Source organism: Serratia sp. S4 (assembly GCF_000347995.1).
Classification (GTDB): Bacteria; Pseudomonadota; Gammaproteobacteria; order Enterobacterales; family Enterobacteriaceae; genus Serratia; species Serratia quinivorans.
On sequence record NZ_KB661120.1, the window covers coordinates 979,458 to 995,874 of the forward strand.

General features: G+C 57.6%; 18 protein-coding genes. 12 read left to right on the forward strand and 6 right to left on the reverse strand.

Annotation, left to right across the window (positions count from 1 at the left end):
* Nucleotides 1-208: 208 nt before the first annotated feature.
* From SERS4_RS0105200 to uraH, 8 genes are read left to right on the forward strand one after another with little or no spacing between them, the layout of a single operon-like run.
* Nucleotides 209-1,000, forward strand: a complete 792-nt coding sequence (locus SERS4_RS0105200; RefSeq protein ID WP_017891724.1) for a transporter substrate-binding domain-containing protein — start codon at nt 209-211, stop codon at nt 998-1,000.
* 12 nt (nt 1,001-1,012) lie between these two features.
* Complete coding sequence (locus SERS4_RS0105205) at nt 1,013-1,678, forward strand: amino acid ABC transporter permease (protein ID WP_012005378.1); 666 nt, start codon at nt 1,013-1,015, stop codon at nt 1,676-1,678.
* A complete protein-coding gene (locus SERS4_RS0105210; RefSeq protein ID WP_017891725.1) occupies nt 1,678-2,334 on the forward strand; it encodes an amino acid ABC transporter permease in 657 nt (218 codons plus the stop codon). Before SERS4_RS0105205 ends, SERS4_RS0105210 begins: the two co-directional genes overlap by 1 nt.
* A complete protein-coding gene (locus tag SERS4_RS0105215; RefSeq protein WP_012005380.1) occupies nt 2,315-3,058 on the forward strand; it encodes an amino acid ABC transporter ATP-binding protein in 744 nt (247 codons plus the stop codon). Before SERS4_RS0105210 ends, SERS4_RS0105215 begins: the two co-directional genes overlap by 20 nt.
* A 43-nt stretch (nt 3,059-3,101) precedes the next feature.
* Nucleotides 3,102-4,343, forward strand: a complete 1,242-nt coding sequence (locus SERS4_RS0105220; protein WP_017891726.1) for an alanine--glyoxylate aminotransferase family protein — start codon at nt 3,102-3,104, stop codon at nt 4,341-4,343.
* Nucleotides 4,343-5,599, forward strand: coding sequence for an allantoate amidohydrolase (hpxK, locus tag SERS4_RS0105225; RefSeq protein ID WP_017891727.1), 1,257 nt, complete (start codon nt 4,343-4,345; stop codon nt 5,597-5,599). The genes SERS4_RS0105220 and hpxK overlap by 1 nt, the downstream gene beginning before the upstream one ends.
* On the forward strand, nt 5,599-6,099 hold the full coding sequence (uraD, locus tag SERS4_RS0105230) for a 2-oxo-4-hydroxy-4-carboxy-5-ureidoimidazoline decarboxylase (RefSeq protein ID WP_012005383.1): 501 nt from the start codon (nt 5,599-5,601) through the stop codon (nt 6,097-6,099). The genes hpxK and uraD overlap by 1 nt, the downstream gene beginning before the upstream one ends.
* Nucleotides 6,092-6,427 carry a hydroxyisourate hydrolase gene (gene uraH, locus SERS4_RS0105235; RefSeq protein ID WP_017891728.1) on the forward strand — a complete coding sequence of 112 codons (336 nt, stop codon included), beginning with the start codon at nt 6,092-6,094 and terminating at the stop codon, nt 6,425-6,427. Before uraD ends, uraH begins: the two co-directional genes overlap by 8 nt.
* Nucleotides 6,428-6,472: 45 nt before the next feature.
* Here uraH and SERS4_RS0105240 read toward each other — a convergent pair whose 3' ends face one another.
* Both SERS4_RS0105240 and SERS4_RS0105245 read right to left on the reverse strand, forming a co-directional pair.
* On the reverse strand, nt 6,473-7,246 hold the full coding sequence (locus SERS4_RS0105240) for an amidohydrolase (RefSeq protein ID WP_017891729.1): 774 nt from the start codon (nt 7,244-7,246) through the stop codon (nt 6,473-6,475).
* Entirely contained in the window at nt 7,234-8,394 is a 1,161-nt protein-coding gene (locus tag SERS4_RS0105245) for a pyridoxal phosphate-dependent aminotransferase (RefSeq protein ID WP_017891730.1), read from the reverse strand. Before SERS4_RS0105245 ends, SERS4_RS0105240 begins: the two co-directional genes overlap by 13 nt.
* A 160-nt stretch (nt 8,395-8,554) precedes the next feature.
* Here SERS4_RS0105245 and SERS4_RS0105250 point away from each other — a divergent pair, with 160 nt between their 5' ends.
* From SERS4_RS0105250 to SERS4_RS0105260, 3 genes are read left to right on the forward strand one after another with little or no spacing between them, the layout of a single operon-like run.
* Entirely contained in the window at nt 8,555-9,169 is a 615-nt protein-coding gene (locus tag SERS4_RS0105250; protein WP_026142219.1) for a methylthioribulose 1-phosphate dehydratase, read from the forward strand.
* A complete protein-coding gene (gene mtnC / locus SERS4_RS0105255) occupies nt 9,166-9,855 on the forward strand; it encodes an acireductone synthase (protein ID WP_012005388.1) in 690 nt (229 codons plus the stop codon). The genes SERS4_RS0105250 and mtnC overlap by 4 nt, the downstream gene beginning before the upstream one ends.
* On the forward strand, nt 9,852-10,394 hold the full coding sequence (locus tag SERS4_RS0105260; protein ID WP_012005389.1) for an acireductone dioxygenase: 543 nt from the start codon (nt 9,852-9,854) through the stop codon (nt 10,392-10,394). Before mtnC ends, SERS4_RS0105260 begins: the two co-directional genes overlap by 4 nt.
* Nucleotides 10,395-10,411: 17 nt before the next feature.
* Here SERS4_RS0105260 and mtnA read toward each other — a convergent pair whose 3' ends face one another.
* Nucleotides 10,412-11,440 (reverse strand): S-methyl-5-thioribose-1-phosphate isomerase, encoded by a 1,029-nt coding sequence (mtnA, locus tag SERS4_RS0105265; RefSeq protein WP_017891732.1) that lies wholly within the window; start codon nt 11,438-11,440, stop codon nt 10,412-10,414.
* 143 nt (nt 11,441-11,583) lie between these two features.
* Here mtnA and mtnK point away from each other — a divergent pair, with 143 nt between their 5' ends.
* Nucleotides 11,584-12,783 (forward strand): S-methyl-5-thioribose kinase, encoded by a 1,200-nt coding sequence (mtnK, locus tag SERS4_RS0105270; RefSeq protein WP_017891733.1) that lies wholly within the window; start codon nt 11,584-11,586, stop codon nt 12,781-12,783.
* 85 nt (nt 12,784-12,868) lie between these two features.
* On the opposite strand, the gene SERS4_RS0105275 is transcribed toward mtnK, so the two are convergent.
* The 3 genes from SERS4_RS0105275 to fadE form a co-directional block, all read right to left on the reverse strand.
* Nucleotides 12,869-13,021 carry a Hok/Gef family protein gene (locus SERS4_RS0105275; protein ID WP_012005392.1) on the reverse strand — a complete coding sequence of 51 codons (153 nt, stop codon included), beginning with the start codon at nt 13,019-13,021 and terminating at the stop codon, nt 12,869-12,871.
* Nucleotides 13,022-13,373: 352 nt separating this feature from the next.
* Nucleotides 13,374-13,526: a Hok/Gef family protein gene (locus SERS4_RS0105280; protein ID WP_012005392.1), complete on the reverse strand. Its 153-nt coding sequence runs from the start codon at nt 13,524-13,526 to the stop codon at nt 13,374-13,376.
* A gap of 283 nt (nt 13,527-13,809) precedes the next feature.
* A complete protein-coding gene (gene fadE, locus SERS4_RS0105285; RefSeq protein ID WP_017891734.1) occupies nt 13,810-16,266 on the reverse strand; it encodes an acyl-CoA dehydrogenase FadE in 2,457 nt (818 codons plus the stop codon).
* Nucleotides 16,267-16,417: the final 151 nt, after the last annotated feature.

The following is a 16,417-nucleotide window of genomic DNA, read 5'->3' on the forward strand; positions in this document are numbered from 1 at the left end:
ATTTTGGTGCTTTCGCACTTTGATGGTGCGCAATTTGCTCACTTTATTCATTCACCCTGTCATTACGTTGGCAGGGAAATTCCCATCTTAACCCCCTAACTTAGCGACACTAATGGCAAACGTTCCCGACGCCGCTTATTGGCACATTAGTTGCAGAGTGATGATCAAAGAATCTTTTGTTTCATCATTTCACCATCGGGGATAGTCTATGAACTTCAAGAAAATCGGCGTAGTGGCATTAGGTGCAGTGCTGTTGATGGCTCAGGCCGCTTCGGTGATGGCGGATCAACTGCAGGAAATCCAGCAGCGCGGCGTGTTGCGGGTAGCGGTACCCCAGGACTTCCCGCCGTTCGGCTCCGTGGGCACCGATCTGCAGCCACAGGGTTATGACATCGATATGGCGCAGTATCTGGCCGACAAAATGAAACTTAAGTTGCAGCTGGTGCCGGTCACCAGCGCCAACCGCGTGCCTTATCTGCAGACCAACAAGGTTGATTTGGTGATTTCCAGCCTGGGCAAAAACGCGGAACGCGAGAAGGCAATCGCCTTCAGCCGCACCTATGCGCCGTTCTTCCTGGGCGTATTTGGTCCGAAAGAGTCGGTGCTGGCGGACGCCACGCAGCTGAATGGTAAAACCATCGGCGTGACGCGCGGTGCGGTGGAAGACATGGTGCTGAGCGACACCGCGCCAAAGGGCACGCAGATCAAGCGCTATGAAGACAATAACACCACGCTGTCGGCCTATCTGTCCGGTCAGGTGCAATACATCGCTACCGGCAATCTGGTGGTGAGCGCCATAGCACGGCAGAACCCGAGCAAGGCACCGGTGGCCAAATTTATGCTGAAAGATTCACCCTGCTATGTGGGGCTGCGTCTGGGTGAACCGGCGTTGCAAGCGAAAGTGGACCAACTGATTGAACAGGCATTGAAGGATAACACCCTTAATGGTCTGTCCGAGAAATGGCTCAAAGCGCCGCTGCCTGCCGACTTCGGCGCATAACGGGGGCGCCTGATGACCTATCAGCTGAACTTTCCCGCCCTGTGGCCTTACCTGCCCGAGTTGCTGGCCGGTTTGTTGACCACCATTGAGTTGACGGCTCTGGCCACGTTGATCGGGGTGGCGCTGGGGATTTGCGGTGCGGCGATCCGCAGCGGCAAGGCTAACCTGGTTAGTCGCGTTTGGGGCATTTACGTTGAGGTGGTACGCAACACGCCGTTCGTGGTGCAACTGTTCTTCATCGTCTTCGGCCTGCCGAGCCTGGGCTGGAAACTGACCGCCGGGCAGGCGGCGCTGCTGGCGATGGTGATTAACCTGGGGGCCTACAGTACCGAGATTATTCGTGCCGGTATTCAGGTGACGCCGAAAGGCCAGTGGGAGGCCGGCAGGGTGCTGGGGCTCAGCCGTAGCCAGACGTTTTTGCGCATCGTGCTGCCACCGTCGCTGCAGCGGATTTATCCGGCGTTGGTCAGCCAGTGCATTATCGTCATGCTGGGGTCATCGGTGGTGTCGCAGGTGTCGTTCGAAGAGTTGACCTTCGCCGCCAACCTGATCCAGTCGCGCACCTTCCTCAGTTTTGAGGTGTATCTGGTGACGGCGCTGTTTTACCTGTTGTTATCGATACTGATGCGCCAGCTGTTGCTGGCCGCCGGACGCCGTTTTCTGGGGAGCCAGGGCTGATGCTGACTTTTACCGACTGGGACATTGTGCGCAACCTGCTGCTGGCGGCACGCTGGACCTTACTGCTGTCGCTGACGGCGTTTTTTGGTGGCACCCTGGTGACGCTGCCGCTGTTATTGCTGCGCCTGAGCAAGCGTAAGTGGGCGCTGCGGTTTGTTCGCGGTTATTCCGAGCTGTTTCAGGGCACGCCGCTGCTGATGCAGCTGTTCCTGGCCTTTTTTGGACTGGCACTGTTCGGCATTGATGTGAGCCCCTGGACCGCGGCCGCGTTGGCGCTGACGTTATTCACCAGCGCTTTTCTGGTGGATATCTGGTCCGGCAGCATCGCCGCACTGCCGAAAGGCCAGTGGGAAGCGTCGCGCTGTCTGGGGCTGAGTTTTGGCCAGACGTTAGTGCGGGTCATTGTGCCGCAGGCCGTGCGCATCGCCATTGCACCTACCGTCGGCTTTTCGGTTCAGGTGATCAAGGGGACCGCATTGGCGTCGATCATCGGTTTCGTCGAACTGACCAAGGCCGGCACTATGCTGAACAACGTCACTTATCAACCCTTTAAAGTTTTTGGTCTGGTCGCGCTGGGCTATTTCCTGATGTGTTATCCGCTGTCGCGCTACAGTCATTATCTGGAGAAGAAATTCCATGCCGCTCATCACAATTAATCAGGTTCAAAAATATTACGGTCAGAACCATGTACTGAAGGGCGTGGATCTGGATATCGATATGGGTCAGGTGATTTCGATCATCGGCCGTAGCGGCTCCGGCAAAAGTACATTGTTACGCTGCATCAACGGGTTGGAAGGTTATCAGGAAGGCAGTATCAAACTGGGCGGTATGACGGTGACCGATCGCGATTCGCAGGCGCGTGAAATCAGCCGTTCCATTGGCATGGTATTCCAGAACTTCAATTTATTCCCGCACATGACCGCGCTGGAGAACGTGATGCTGGCGCCGCGTCGGGTGCTGAAGAAAAGCCCGGCCGAATGCCGCGAACTGGCGGAAGAGATGTTGAACAAGGTCGGGTTGGCTGAGCGCATGCATTACTCACCGGCTAACCTTTCCGGCGGCCAGCAGCAACGGGTGGCGATTGCCCGGGCGCTGGCGATGAACCCGAAAGTGTTGCTGTGTGACGAAATTACCTCGGCGCTGGATCCTGAACTGGTGGGCGAAGTACTGAAAGTGCTGGAACAGCTGGCCAAAGAGGGCATGACGCTGATCCTGGTGACCCATGAAATGAACTTTGCCCGCGAGGTCGGCGACCGGGTGGTGTTTATGCATCAGGGCAAGGTATGGGAGCAGGGCGATAGCCGCACGCTGTTCGCCAATCCGCAAACGCAGGAATTAAAACAATTTATTGCTTCGGTCCGCGGTTTGTCTGAGAACTGATGCCATCAAATCTATTAAGTTATTAAGCTGGTAAGGAATTAATATGTTAGATATCACCCAATTCGATCAGATTAATCCACCCGCCCGCCTGTTGATGGGGCCGGGGCCGATCAACGCGGATCCACGCGTGCTGCGTGCCATGTCGAGCCAGTTGATTGGTCAGTACGATCCGGCGATGACCGGTTACATGAATCAGGTCATGGAACTGTACCGCGCATTGTTCCGCACCGAAAACCGCTGGACCCTGCTGATAGACGGCACTTCTCGCTCCGGTATAGAAGCGATGCTGGTCTCTTCCATTCGTCCAGGTGACAAGGTGCTGGTGCCGGTATTTGGTCGTTTTGGCCATCTATTGTGTGAGATAGCCCGCCGCTGCCGCGCCGAAGTCCACACCATAGAGGTGCCCTGGGGGGAAGTGTTCAGCGCCGACCAGATTGAAGATGCCATTAAGAAAGTACGCCCGCGCCTGCTGTTGACGGTGCAAGGCGATACCTCCACCACCATGCTGCAGCCGCTGGAGCAACTGGGTGATATCTGTCGCCGTCACGGCGTGCTGTTTTACACCGATGCCACCGCCTCTTTTGGCGGTAACCCGCTGGAGACCGACGCCTGGGGATTGGATGCGGTTTCCGCCGGTCTGCAGAAGTGCCTGGGCGGCCCATCGGGCAGTTCGCCGGTCACGCTCAGCCCGCAGTTTGAAGAGATTGTCCGCCGTCGCAAATGCGTGGAGCAGGGTATTCGCACCCTCGATCACGCCGATGGTGACGACGAGATGATCTACTCCAACTATTTCGATCTCGGCATGATCATGGATTACTGGGGCCCGGAGCGCCTGAACCACCATACCGAAGCCACCAGCATGCTGTTTGCCGCGCGCGAGTGCGCCAGAGTTATCCTGGAAGAAGGGCTGGATAACGCCATCGCCCGGCATAAGCTGCACGGTGCGGCGATGTTGGCCGGCATTCAGGGCATGGGGCTGGAAGTCTTCGGCGATTTGGATAACCGAATGAATAACGTGCTCGGCGTGGTGATCCCGCAGCAGGTTCATGGCGAGCAGGTACGCCAGATGATGCTGAACGACTTCGCCATTGAGATCGGCACTTCGTTCGGTCCGCTACAGGGAAAAATCTGGCGCATCGGCACCATGGGCTATAACGCGCGTAAAGACTGCGTACTGCAGACGCTGACTGCACTGGAGGCGGTGTTGAACCGGTTGGGTTTCGCCAGCAAACAGGGCGAAGCGCTGCAGGCGGCATGGAATACCTACGACGACGGCAGCCGTTGATGGCCGCGCTGTTAACCGCCCAGGAGGCGGAGCAGGCCGCGGCTCGGGTGATGGCACGCTGCGATGCGCTGGCGGCGATCAGCGCCACGCCGGGCCAGTTGACGCGGGTCTACCTGTCGCCGGAACATCAGCGAGCCAACCAACTGGTCGGCGACTGGATGCGCACTATCGGGATGAAGGTTTGGCAGGACAGCGTCGGCAATCTCTGCGGCCGCTATGAAGGCCAAACGCCCAATGCCCCCGCACTGCTGCTCGGTTCGCATCTGGATACGGTACGCAACGCCGGGCGCTATGACGGCATGCTCGGCGTGTTGACCGCGCTGGAAGTGGTGGCGCATTTACATCGGCAGCAGCGGCGTTTGCCGGTGGCGGTCGAGGTGATTGGCTTTGCCGATGAAGAGGGCACACGCTTTAGTATCGCCCTGTTAGGCAGCCGGGGCATTAGCGGGCAGTGGCCGACCGACTGGTTGGATCGCACCGATGCCGACGGCATCAGCGTGGCACAGGCGTTACGTGAGTTTGGGCTGGATCCGGCAGCCGTCGGTGAAGCGCGACGCGCGCAAAGTGATATTTGCGGCTATCTGGAATTGCATATTGAACAGGGGCCTTGTCTGGAGGCCGCCGATCTGGCTTTGGGGGTAGTGACGGCCATTAACGGTGCCCGTCGGCTTAACTGTACCTTTACCGGCCAGGCTGGGCATGCCGGTACCGTGCCGATGGGGCAACGCAAAGATGCATTGGCGGCGGCGGCGGAATGGATGGTGGCGGTAGAAGCGATCACCTCGGCCAGCGATCGGCATCTGGTGGCGACCGTCGGCCGAATTGAAAGTCTTCCGGGGGCGGTGAATGTGATCCCCGGTGAGGTCAGGCTGTCGCTGGACGTGCGTGGGCCGGAAGATGGCCCGCTGGCGGCGTTGCTGACGCAGCTGCTGGAACAGGCGCAGGCGATCTGTACCCGTCGGGGGCTGAGTTTTGACAGTGAAGAGTTTTACCGCATAAATGCAACGGCTTGTGATGCAAATTTGCAACAACGCTGGCAGCAGGGCGTGATGGCGGTTCAGGGGCGCAGCATGGCGTTGCCGAGCGGCGCCGGGCATGATGCGATTGCCGTAGCGGCCTGTTGGCCGGTGGGTATGCTGTTTGTCCGCTGCGATCGCGGTATCAGCCACCATCCGGCCGAAGCCGTCAGCCAGTCCGATGTGGCGCTGGCGATCCAGGCTTACTGCCATACGGTTGGCGGTTGGGAGGAGGGCTGATGAGTCTGCAGCGATTTAATCAGTTACCGGAGGCGCAAGCGGAGCTGTTACTGCGGCCCTGCGTGGATATTGCGGCCTGGATTGCGGCGGTGGTGGTAGCGCGGCCATTCAGTAGTGTTGATGCAGCGCTGGCGGTGGCCTGGCAAGCGGCGTTGCGTTGGCAACCGGAAGAGGTCAGCCAGGCACTGGCCCAGCACCCGCGTATCGGCGAAGGTGCCAAAGGCCAGGGGCAAGAGGCGCGGTTTTCGCAGCGTGAACAAGCGGCGGTCAATGCGCAGGATGCAGAGCTGAGCGAAGCGCTGCGGGTCGGCAATCGACGCTATGAACAGCAATTTGGTCAGGTATTTTTGATCCGTGCCGCCGGTCGCGACGGCCAGAGCATTCTGCGCGAGTTGCAACGGCGATTGAATAACAGTGCGGAACAGGAACGGCGGGAAACGGCGGAACAACTGCGTGAAATCACGATGCTGCGTTTTAAGGAGCTACTGAGCGATGAGTAATATCAGCACCCATATTCTGGACACCTCACTCGGTAAGCCCGCTGCGGGCGTGCGGGTGTGGTTGGAACACGAACAGGACGGGTTATGGCGAACCCTGGCAGAAAGCCAGACCGATGCTGACGGCCGCGCGGGTGATCTAACCTCTGACAGTCTGCTTGCCGGACATTACCGCCTGGCTGCCGATCTCGGCGCTTACTTTACCCGTGACCTGCGTGAAACGCTGTACGCCACGGCAATTATCGATTTCGTTATTCAGGATGCGGCGCAGCATTACCATTTACCGCTGCTCATCAGCCCATATTCCTACTCGACCTACCGGGGCAGTTAGACGCTCGTCAGAAGTTACGGGTGCAGCGAACCGCACCCGCAATGATTAATCGTGGCGCAGGAAGCTGTCGGCATCACGCCAGGCCGGGAAGGCGCTGCGGTAGCTTTGCAGGTTTTCCAGCGACAGTTCGGCGTCCAGCCGTGCGGCGGCACCGGGTTCCAGCTGGGCCAGTGTTTCCCCCTGCGGGCTGAGGATTAGGCTGTCACCGCTGTAGTTCAGGCCGTTACCGTCTTCGCCGACGCGGTTACAACCGGCCACATATACCTGATTCTCGATGGCGCGAGCGGCCAACAGCGTTTGCCAGTGTTTACTGCGCGGGGCCGGCCAGTTGGCAACGTACAGCGCCAGATCGTAATCCTGCTGATAGCGTGACCACACCGGGAAGCGCAGGTCGTAGCAGATCTGCGGCAGAATGCGCCAGCCGCGCCACTCGAAAATTTCACGTTTTTTGCCTGCCTGATAGTGCAGGTGCTCACCGGCCATGCGGAACAGGTGGCGCTTATCATAGGCATGCACCCGGCCGTTCGGCTCCACCAGCAGGAAACGGTTAACCGCGCCTTCGGCGGTTTTCAGCGCTACGCTGCCGCCGACCAGAGCGTTACTTTTGCTCGCCCAACCGTGCAGCCAGTCGACAACCTGTTGTTCCGGCAGTGCGCTTTCTCCGGCATCCATGGCAAAACCGGTGGTAAACATCTCCGGCAGTACAATCAAATCGCGGCCGCTTAATGGCGCCAACAGCTCATCAAAATACCGCAGGTTGGCTTCGCCATCACGCCAAACCAGGGGTTGCTGCAACAGGGTAATTTTTAAAGTCGACATAACCGCTCCGCAGCCGCATCCAGCGTGGCATCCTGTTTAGCGAAGCACAGCCGGATCAATTTATGGGGGAAAGGATCGGCACAGAAGACCGACAGCGGGATCGCCGCCACGCCTACGTGCTCGGTTAACCAATGGCAGAACGCCACGTCGTCCAAATCGGAAACGGCGCTGTAATCTGCCAGTAAGAAGTATGTACCTTCGCAGGGCAAAATTTCCAGTCGACTGCTGGACAGTGCCTGCACAAAACGATCGCGCTTGGCGCGGTAAAATGCCGGCAGCTGTTGCCAGTGTTCAGGCTCGCTGCGCAGCATATCCGCCAGCGCCAACTGGGCCGGGGTATTGACCGAGAAGGTCAGGTACTGATGCACCTTGCGCACTTCCGCGCTCAGCGCTGCCGGGGCCACACAGTAACCCACTTTCCAGCCGGTCATGTGGAAGGTCTTGCCGAAAGAGGACACTGCGATGGCGCGCTGGCGCAGCTGCGGGTGAGCCAGGACGCTGGTGTGGCCGCCCCTGGCGAAACAAATGTGTTCGTAGACTTCATCACTCAGCACGTAGATTTCGCGATCGCTAATGGCGTGCCACAGTTGCTGCATATCTTCCGCCTGCCAGGCAGTAGCAGAAGGATTGTGCGGCGTATTGAGGATCACCAGCCGGGTGCGTGGTGACAGCAACTCGCCGAACTGTTGCCAGTCGACGCTGAACGCCGGGGGCTGCAGCGCAATGCGTTTTAGCGTGCCACCGGATAGGGTCACCGCCGGCGCATAGCTGTCGTAGCTGGGATCAAAACAGACAACTTCATCACCGGGGCGCACCAGGGCGCTGATGGCGGCGAACAGTGCCTCGGTGGCACCCGCCGTGATGGTGACTTCGTTAGTGGCGTCCGGTAGCCAGCCGTACAGAGCCGCGGTTTTCTCGGCGATGGCTTCGCGCAGTGGGGCAACGCCGGTCATCGGAGCATATTGGTTCGCCCCCTGGCTGACATGCCAGGCCAGACGTTCTTTCAGGTAGTCCGGGCCATCGAAATCGGGGAAGCCCTGCGACAGGTTGATTGCCTGATGCTGCGCCGCCAGCGCGCTCATCTGGGTGAAAATGGTGGTGCCCAGCGCGGGTAGTTTACTTTCGGGGATCAGTGCTGAAGTGCTCATCGTAGGCTAATACTCCTGGCGCTTATGTTGCCGTCAATATAACACGATGTTAGTATTTGGCAATCAAGACGCTTAGATGGCTAAATGAAGAAAAAGTCTTGCCCTTAATCAAATCATTCTAGACATCATTTGCTTATAACCTACAGGTCAAAAAATGTTAATGACAGAGAATCAGCAACTTAAAGCGTTATTGTCGGCCTGTCACTGGGTTGGTGAAAAGGGCTGGTGCCCGGCGACCGGTGGCAATATGTCGCTGCGTCTCGATGACCAACATTGTCTGGTCACCGAATCCGGCAAGGATAAGGGCAGCCTGACCGAAACTGACTTCCTGCTGGTGGAGACCGCCAGCAACCATGTGCCGAGCGGCCGCACGCCATCTGCGGAAACCGGTCTGCATACCCTTATTTATCGTTTGTACCCGCAGATTGGCGCGGTACTGCATACTCATTCGGTGAATGCGACCGTGCTGTCGCGGGTTGAACGCAGCGATGGGCTGGTGTTGCAGGGCTATGAGATGCAAAAATCACTCGGTGGGCAGACTACGCATCTGGACAGCGTGGTGATCCCGATTTTCGATAACGATCAGGATATCTCGCGATTAGCGGCGCGGGTGGCGGCCCATGCCGAAGCTACACCGTTGCAGTACGGTTTTCTGGTGCGTGGCCACGGTCTGTATTGCTGGGGTCGCCAGGTCGCGGAAGCTCGTCGTCATCTTGAAGGGCTGGAATTCCTGTTCCAGTGCGAACTGCAACGCCGTTTACTGGAGGCCAAATGATCCGCGCCATCGTTACCGACATTGAAGGTACCACCAGCGATATCCGTTTCGTTCATCAGGTGCTGTTCCCTTACGCACGTGAACGCCTGGCCACCTTTCTCCGTCTTCACGCTGAAGATGCCGAAGTCGCCGCGCCACTGACCGCTTTACGCCAGGAGCTTGACCAACCGCAGGCGGATATTGAGCAACTGATTGCTGCGCTGTACCGCTTTATGGACGAAGACCGCAAATCCACCGCGCTGAAGGCGCTGCAAGGTATCATCTGGCGCAGTGGTTATCAGAACGGCGATTTTCGCGGACATTTGTACCCTGAAGTAGCCGGGCAGTTAGCCGCCTGGCAGCAGCAGGGGCTGAAGCTGTACGTCTATTCTTCCGGCTCGGTAGAGGCGCAAAAGCTGCTGTTCGGCTACAGCGATGCCGGGGATCTGCAGCCATTGTTCAGCGGTTATTTCGATACTCACGTCGGTGCCAAGCGTGAAACCGCTTCGTACCTTAATATCGCGGGTAAAATCGGTATTGCAGCTGATGAACTGTTATTTCTTTCCGACATTCATCAAGAGCTGGACGCCGCGCGTGCCGCTGGTTGGCATACCTGCCAACTGATCCGCGATGAAGCCGATAGCCAAAGCCAGCATCCGCAGGTTAACCGTTTTGATCAAATCGATTTAGGGGAGTTTGCCTCATGAGTGGATTGACCATTTTCAGCGATCAAGAGCCGCAGCAGCCGCTGTGGCAGAGCCGTGACGCGCAGGCCATTGGGCAGCAACTGGCGCAAATCGGCGTACGTTTTGAACGCTGGCAGGCGGATCGTGAACTGGGTGAAAACCCGGATCCGGCCGTCGTGATCGCCGCCTATCAGCATCAGATCGACCGGCTGGTGGCAGAGAAGGGCTACCAGAGTTGGGATGTGATCAGCATGCGTCCGGATAATGCCCAGCGCGAAGTGTTGCGCAGCAAGTTTCTGTCCGAGCATACCCACGGCGAAGATGAAGTGCGTTTCTTTGTCGAGGGGGCCGGGCTGTTCTGCCTGCATCTGGATGGCAAGATCTTCCAGATCCTGTGTGAGAAGAACGATCTGATCTCGGTGCCGGCCAATACCCGTCATTGGTTCGATATGGGTTCAGCACCGAATTTCACTGCGATCCGCGTGTTTGATAACCCGGAAGGCTGGGTGGCGCATTTCACCGGCGATAACATCGCCGATGCCTACCCGCGTCTCGACTGAGCGCTATAACGCGGGCGTTAACCCAACGCCCGCTGAAAAATCCCTTCACTAACCTGCTGTGGCGTGATCACGCCGCTGTCGAAGACCCAACCGCTAATCAATGCCGCCGGTGTCACGTCGAACGCCGGGTTATAAACCGGGGCATCGACAGGTGCCCACTGACATGAGCCAAAGCTGCCGGTGACACCGGTCACTTCAACTGCGGCCCGTTGTTCAATCGGGATCGCAGCCCCGTTCGGGCAATGCGGATCCTGAGTGGTGTGCGGTGCGGCGACGTAGAATGGAATGCGGTGATAGTGCGCCAGTACCGCCAGGCTATAGGTGCCAATCTTGTTGGCGACGTCACCGTTGGCAGCGATGCGATCGGCCCCCACCCATACGGCGTCTACCTGGCCCTGCGCCATCAGACTGGCCGCCATGGAGTCACAAATCAATCGGTAGGGGATACCCAGTTCACCCAGCTCCCAGGCGGTCAGCCGGCCGCCCTGCAATAGCGGACGCGTTTCATCGACCCACACCTGCTGTACCTTGCCCTGTTGATGAGCACGCAACAGTACGCCGATAGCGGTACCGATACCGGCGGTAGCCAGGCCCCCGGTATTGCAGTGGGTCAGCAGGCGGCTGCCGGGTTTCACCAGCTCGGCACCGTGATCGGCAATGCGATCGCACAATTTTCGGTCTTCCTCCACCAACCGCTGCGCTTCTTCCACCATCGCAGGTACCCATTGCGGCTGTGCCAATGCCAGCTTCATGCGATCCAGATTATTCATCAGGTTGACTGCCGTCGGCCGTGAGGCACGCAGAGTGATTAGTGCCTTTTCCAGTTCCTTACGCGGCACGCCGCGCTCTGCCAGCAAGGCCAATAACAGACTGGCAGACAGGCCGATAAGCGGTGCCCCCCGAACTCGCAGGGTAAGGATATGATCGACCAGTTCTTCCACGCTGTCGCAGCTGCGCCACTGTTTTTCCTGCGGTAAAGCCTGCTGATCGAGGATCAAAAGTCGGTTGTCACTCAAGGTCAAACTGGTGGTGTTAAGCGCTTGCATTGGCGGTTAATTCCTTGTTGCGTAGTTATTGCATCTGGAAAGCTATTCTGCCAACATGACTTCCGGATGTATAGACGTCCAAATGCTTTTACGTCTAAAAAATATAATCGCTGGGTCAGTGAGAAAGATTAAAGGGGTTGGGGATGTCACATTATCGTACGTTTACTGCTGCTGATGCCGTTGAATATGCTCGTCAATACGGGCAGTTAGCCGATCCACAGGCGTTGGTAAGCGCTGACGAGATTGGTGACGGCAATCTGAACCTGGTGTTCAAGATCCGCGATCGTGACGGCGTTAGCCGGGTGATTGTAAAGCAGGCGCTGCCGTATGTACGTTGTGTGGGCGAATCCTGGCCGCTAACGCTTGATCGGGCGCGCATTGAAGCGGAAACCCTGTTGATTCACGGCGGTTTTTGCCCAAGGCATACGGTAAAGGTACTCCATCACGATGCCGAATTGGCGGTGATGGTGCAGGAAGATCTTTCGGATCATCACATCTGGCGCAGCGAATTGGTCAAGGGCCACTATTACCCCTTGGCGGCAGGGCAACTGGCAGAATATTTGGCGCAAACCCTGTTCCATACTTCCGACTTTTATCAGACCGCGCAGGAGAAAAAAGCGGAGGTCAGCCGTTTTAGTAACCCCGAACTGTGCCAGATCACCGAAGATCTGTTCTTTACCGATCCCTATATCGACCATGAGCGCAATCAGTTTGATCCGGCGCTGTTGCCGCAGGTGCTTGAACTGCGTGACGATGCAGCGCTGAGACTGGCGGTCGCCGGGCTGAAGCATCGTTTCCTGAGCAAGGCGGAAGCGCTGTTGCATGGGGATATTCACAGCGGTTCGGTTTTTGTTGCGGAAGGTAAGCTGAAGGCGATCGACGCCGAGTTCGGCTTCTATGGCCCGATCGGTTTTGACGTCGGTACCGCGCTGGGTAATCTGTTATTGAATTACTGCGGTCTACCGGGCCTGTTCGGGCCGCGCGACGCCGCTGCCGGGCGTGAGCAACGTCTGCAGGATGTGCGCGAGCTGTGGTTGATTTTCGCCGATCGCTTCCTGGCATTGTGCCACCAACAGACCCGCGAAGCGGCACTGGCGGTGCCGGGTTATGCCGAACAGTTCCTGCAGCAGGTGTGGACAGATGCCGTCGGCTACTGCGGCAGTGAGTTGATCCGCCGTACTATCGGTCTGGCGCACGTTGCCGATCTGGACAGTATCGGTGACGCCGAGATGCGTGCCGAATGTCAGCGCAACGCTTTGGGGTTGGGTCGAGCGTTGATTGTGAATGCGCCCCAGATTGAGCATATCGATGCGTTGTTGGCGCGTATTCGCCAGAACGGTTAAATCTCCTGGATACCGTGAAAAAAGGGTGCTCATGGATCCGTCGTCAACAACCAACAGGCGGGGCGAACCCCGCCGTTGGGTTGCCTTACCCTTCGGTTTCGTAAGCCAAAATGGCGGCTACCTCCGTGTCTCCCAGTGTGATGCGCAGTTCACATAGCGAACCGCGGGTGATCCACATCAGCGCTATCAGCGTGATACAGATAATCATCAGCCTTAGAACGACCCGTTCTTGCTGCATTTTTGACCTCCTTATCCTTGCCTTGCGGCGGGGAAGAGGCTAACCTGACGTTGTTGAGACGTTCAGAGTGGCCTCGGGTTGATTACATCGACTCGGGGCCTTTCTCTTTCTATCCGTTACCGATACAAGGCTCCGGACAGAAAGATCCAGAGCACCCACCCGCAGTCTATCCGATTATCCCCGAGGTTAAATTAGCCGTTCTGGCAACGTTGCGGAGCACCGCGCAGTTTTGAACGGAATGCCGGTGAAAGGGGTCGATGATGCAAATCCGTAAGTCTGGCTGAGGGGAAGGGTGCTCATGGATCCGTCGTCAACAACCAACAGGCGGGGCGAACCCCGCCGTTGGGTTGCCTTACCCTTCGGTTTCGTAAGCCAAAATGGCGGCTACCTCCGTGTCTCCCAGTGTGATGCGCAGTTCACATAGCGAACCACGGGTGATCCACATCAGCGCTATCAGCGTGATGCAGATAATCATCAGCCTCAGAACGACCCGTTCTTGCTGCATTTTTGACCTCCTTATCCTTGCCTTGCGGCGGGGAAGAGGCTAACCTGACGTTGCTAGACGTTCAGAGTGGCCTCGGGTTGATAATATCGACTCGGGGCCTTTCTCTTTCTATCTGTTACCAAGGCTCCGGACAGAAAGATCCAGAGCACCCATTCGCAGTCTATCCGATTATCCCCGGGGTTAAATTAGCCGTTCTGGCAACGTTGCGGAGCACTGCGCATTTTTAAGCAGAAATAGAAAAGGGGCGATGATTATCGCCCCTGGGTAAGTCAGTTTTTTGCAGTTACGCGGCTTCGGTGTGTTTCAGGCGCTTATCCTGCTTGAGCGGCTTTTCCGGCTTACTGGCCGCCAGCGCATCCGGCTCGAAGTCATCCACGTTGATGGAACGCAGACGGCTCTCCTCGGCTTTCACCAGGATCTTCGCCTCGTCGGCGCTGATCTTGCCTTCTTCCAGTGCACGTTGTGCCAGACGATCCAGTCGAGTGAACGGCAGATTCTTGCCGGCCGCCTTGCACAGACGGTCGTGAATCGGTTCGGCGGCGATCACGTCAGACAGTGCGGCTTCCAGCAGGCCTACCGGGTTATGCTCGCTGGGTGTCAGATACTGGCCACGGCCCAGACGGCTACGGGTAGCAGACGGCTGTTGGATGATCTTGGCCAATTGGTGATCCAGACGGTCAGACGGTGCAGTATGGACACGGCCTAACGGGAAGACGACCAGGCGCATCACTCCGGCGATAAAGCGGTTCGGGAAGTTGCGCAGCAGGTCATCCAGTGCCTGTTCTGCCTGATGCAGACTGTCCTGTACGGCCCAATGTACCAGCGGCAAATCTTCTTTCTGACGGCCTTCATCTTCAAAACGTTTCAGTGCCGCAGAAGCCAGATACATTTGGCTGAGGATATCTCCCAGACGGGCGGAGATACGCTCACGGCGCTTCAGGCTGCCACCCAGCACGCCCATGGAAACGTCTGACAACAGCGCCAGGTTAGCGCTCAGGCGGTTCAACTGTTGATAGTAACGACGAGTCGCGTCTTTGGTTGGTGTGCTGCTGGTGCGACCGTTAGTCAGGCCCAGCCAGAAGCTGCGCACCTTGTTGCTGCCCACGTGGCCCAGATGACCGAACAGCAATTTGTCATAGGCGTTCAGGTCGTTCTTCTGCGCTGCAGCCATTTCGTCCAGCACGTAAGGATGGCAGCGGATAGCCCCCTGACCGAAGATCATCATGGTACGAGTCAGGATATTGGCGCCTTCTACCGTGATGGCGATAGGCGCGCCCTGATAGGCTCGGGCCAGGAAGTTGGATTTACCCAGCATGATGCCTTTACCGCCGGCGATATCCATTGCATCAATGATTGCCTGCTGGCCGCGATGGGTACAGTGGTATTTCACGATGGCCGACAGCACGGCCGGTTTCTCGCCCAGCATCAGGCCGCTGGTGATAAGCGTAGCCGCGGCATCCATCACGTAGGTGTTACCGGCGATACGCGCCAGTGGCTCTTCGATACCTTCCATCTTGCCGATTGAGAGCTTGAACTGACGGCGGATATGGGCGTATGCCCCAATCGCCAGTGCCATGGACTTCACGCTACCGGTCGAGTTGGAAGGCAGGGTGATGCCACGGCCTACCGACAGGCACTCAACCAGCATACGCCAGCCCTGACCGGCCATTTTTGGCCCGCCGATGATGTAGTCAATAGGGACGAACACGTCATTACCGCGGGTTGGGCCATTTTGGAACGGCACGTTCAGCGGGAAGTGACGGTTACCGATTTCAACACCTGGGGTGCTGGTTGGGATTAGCGCACAGGTGATGCCCGGTGATTCGTTATCGCCCAGCAGGTGATTCGGGTCATACAGTTTGAACGCCAGGCCCAGCACGGTCGCAACCGGTGCCAGCGTGATATAGCGTTTGTTCCAGGTCAGGCGCATGCCCAGCACCTGTTCGCCTTGCCACTCGCCCATGCAGACGGTGCCGACGTCCGGAATGGCCCCGGCATCGGAACCGGCTTCCGGGCTGGTCAGGGCGAAACAAGGGATCTCGTCGCCGCGCGCCAGGCCTGGCAGGTAATGGTTTTTCTGTTCGTCAGTACCGTAATGCTGCAGCAGTTCACCGGGGCCGAGGGAGTTTGGCACGCCGACGGTGATGGCCAGAATACCGGAAACACCGGACAGTTTTTGCAGCACGCGCGCCTGAGCATAAGGAGAGAAGTCCAGGCCGCCGTATTCTTTTTTGATGATCATCGCGAAGAAGCGGTGTTCTTTCAGGTATGCCCACAGCTCCGGCGGCAAATCGGCCAGCTCGTGGGTGATTTGGAAGTCGTTGGCCATGCGGCAGGCTTCTTCCACCGGGCCGTCGATGAACGCTTGCTCTTCGGCGGTCAGCTGCGGTTTCGGGTAGTTATGCAGCTTGTTCCAGTCCGGCGTACCGCGGAACAGATCGCCTTCCCACCAAGTGGTCCCGGCTTCGATCGCTTCCTTTTCGGTGGTGGACATTGGCGGCATCACCTTGCGGAATGCGCGCAGCGCCGGGGCGGACAGCATTGAACGGCGCAATGAGGTGACGTTCAACGGCAGCAGGATAATCGCCAGCGGCAGCAGCATCCAGAAGCTCCACAGGCCGATAGCGCCCATGGCGGCGGTGTACGCCAGAAGAATAAGGCTACTGAGGGTGAGGTTCACTCGGTGATAAAACACCACACCAATGAGTGCCAGCAAAACAACAATACTAAGAACCATCATAAGAAGCTCCAAAGTGGCAAGAGGTCTGACCTGTTGTGTGTATGTAATAGGTTTTAGTACAACCCCATATTTTTATCAATGCATTTACAGTTTAATTACAACTTAAGTCACAAACTGACCGCATCAATCATCAAAAACCTCATCGCTGCCT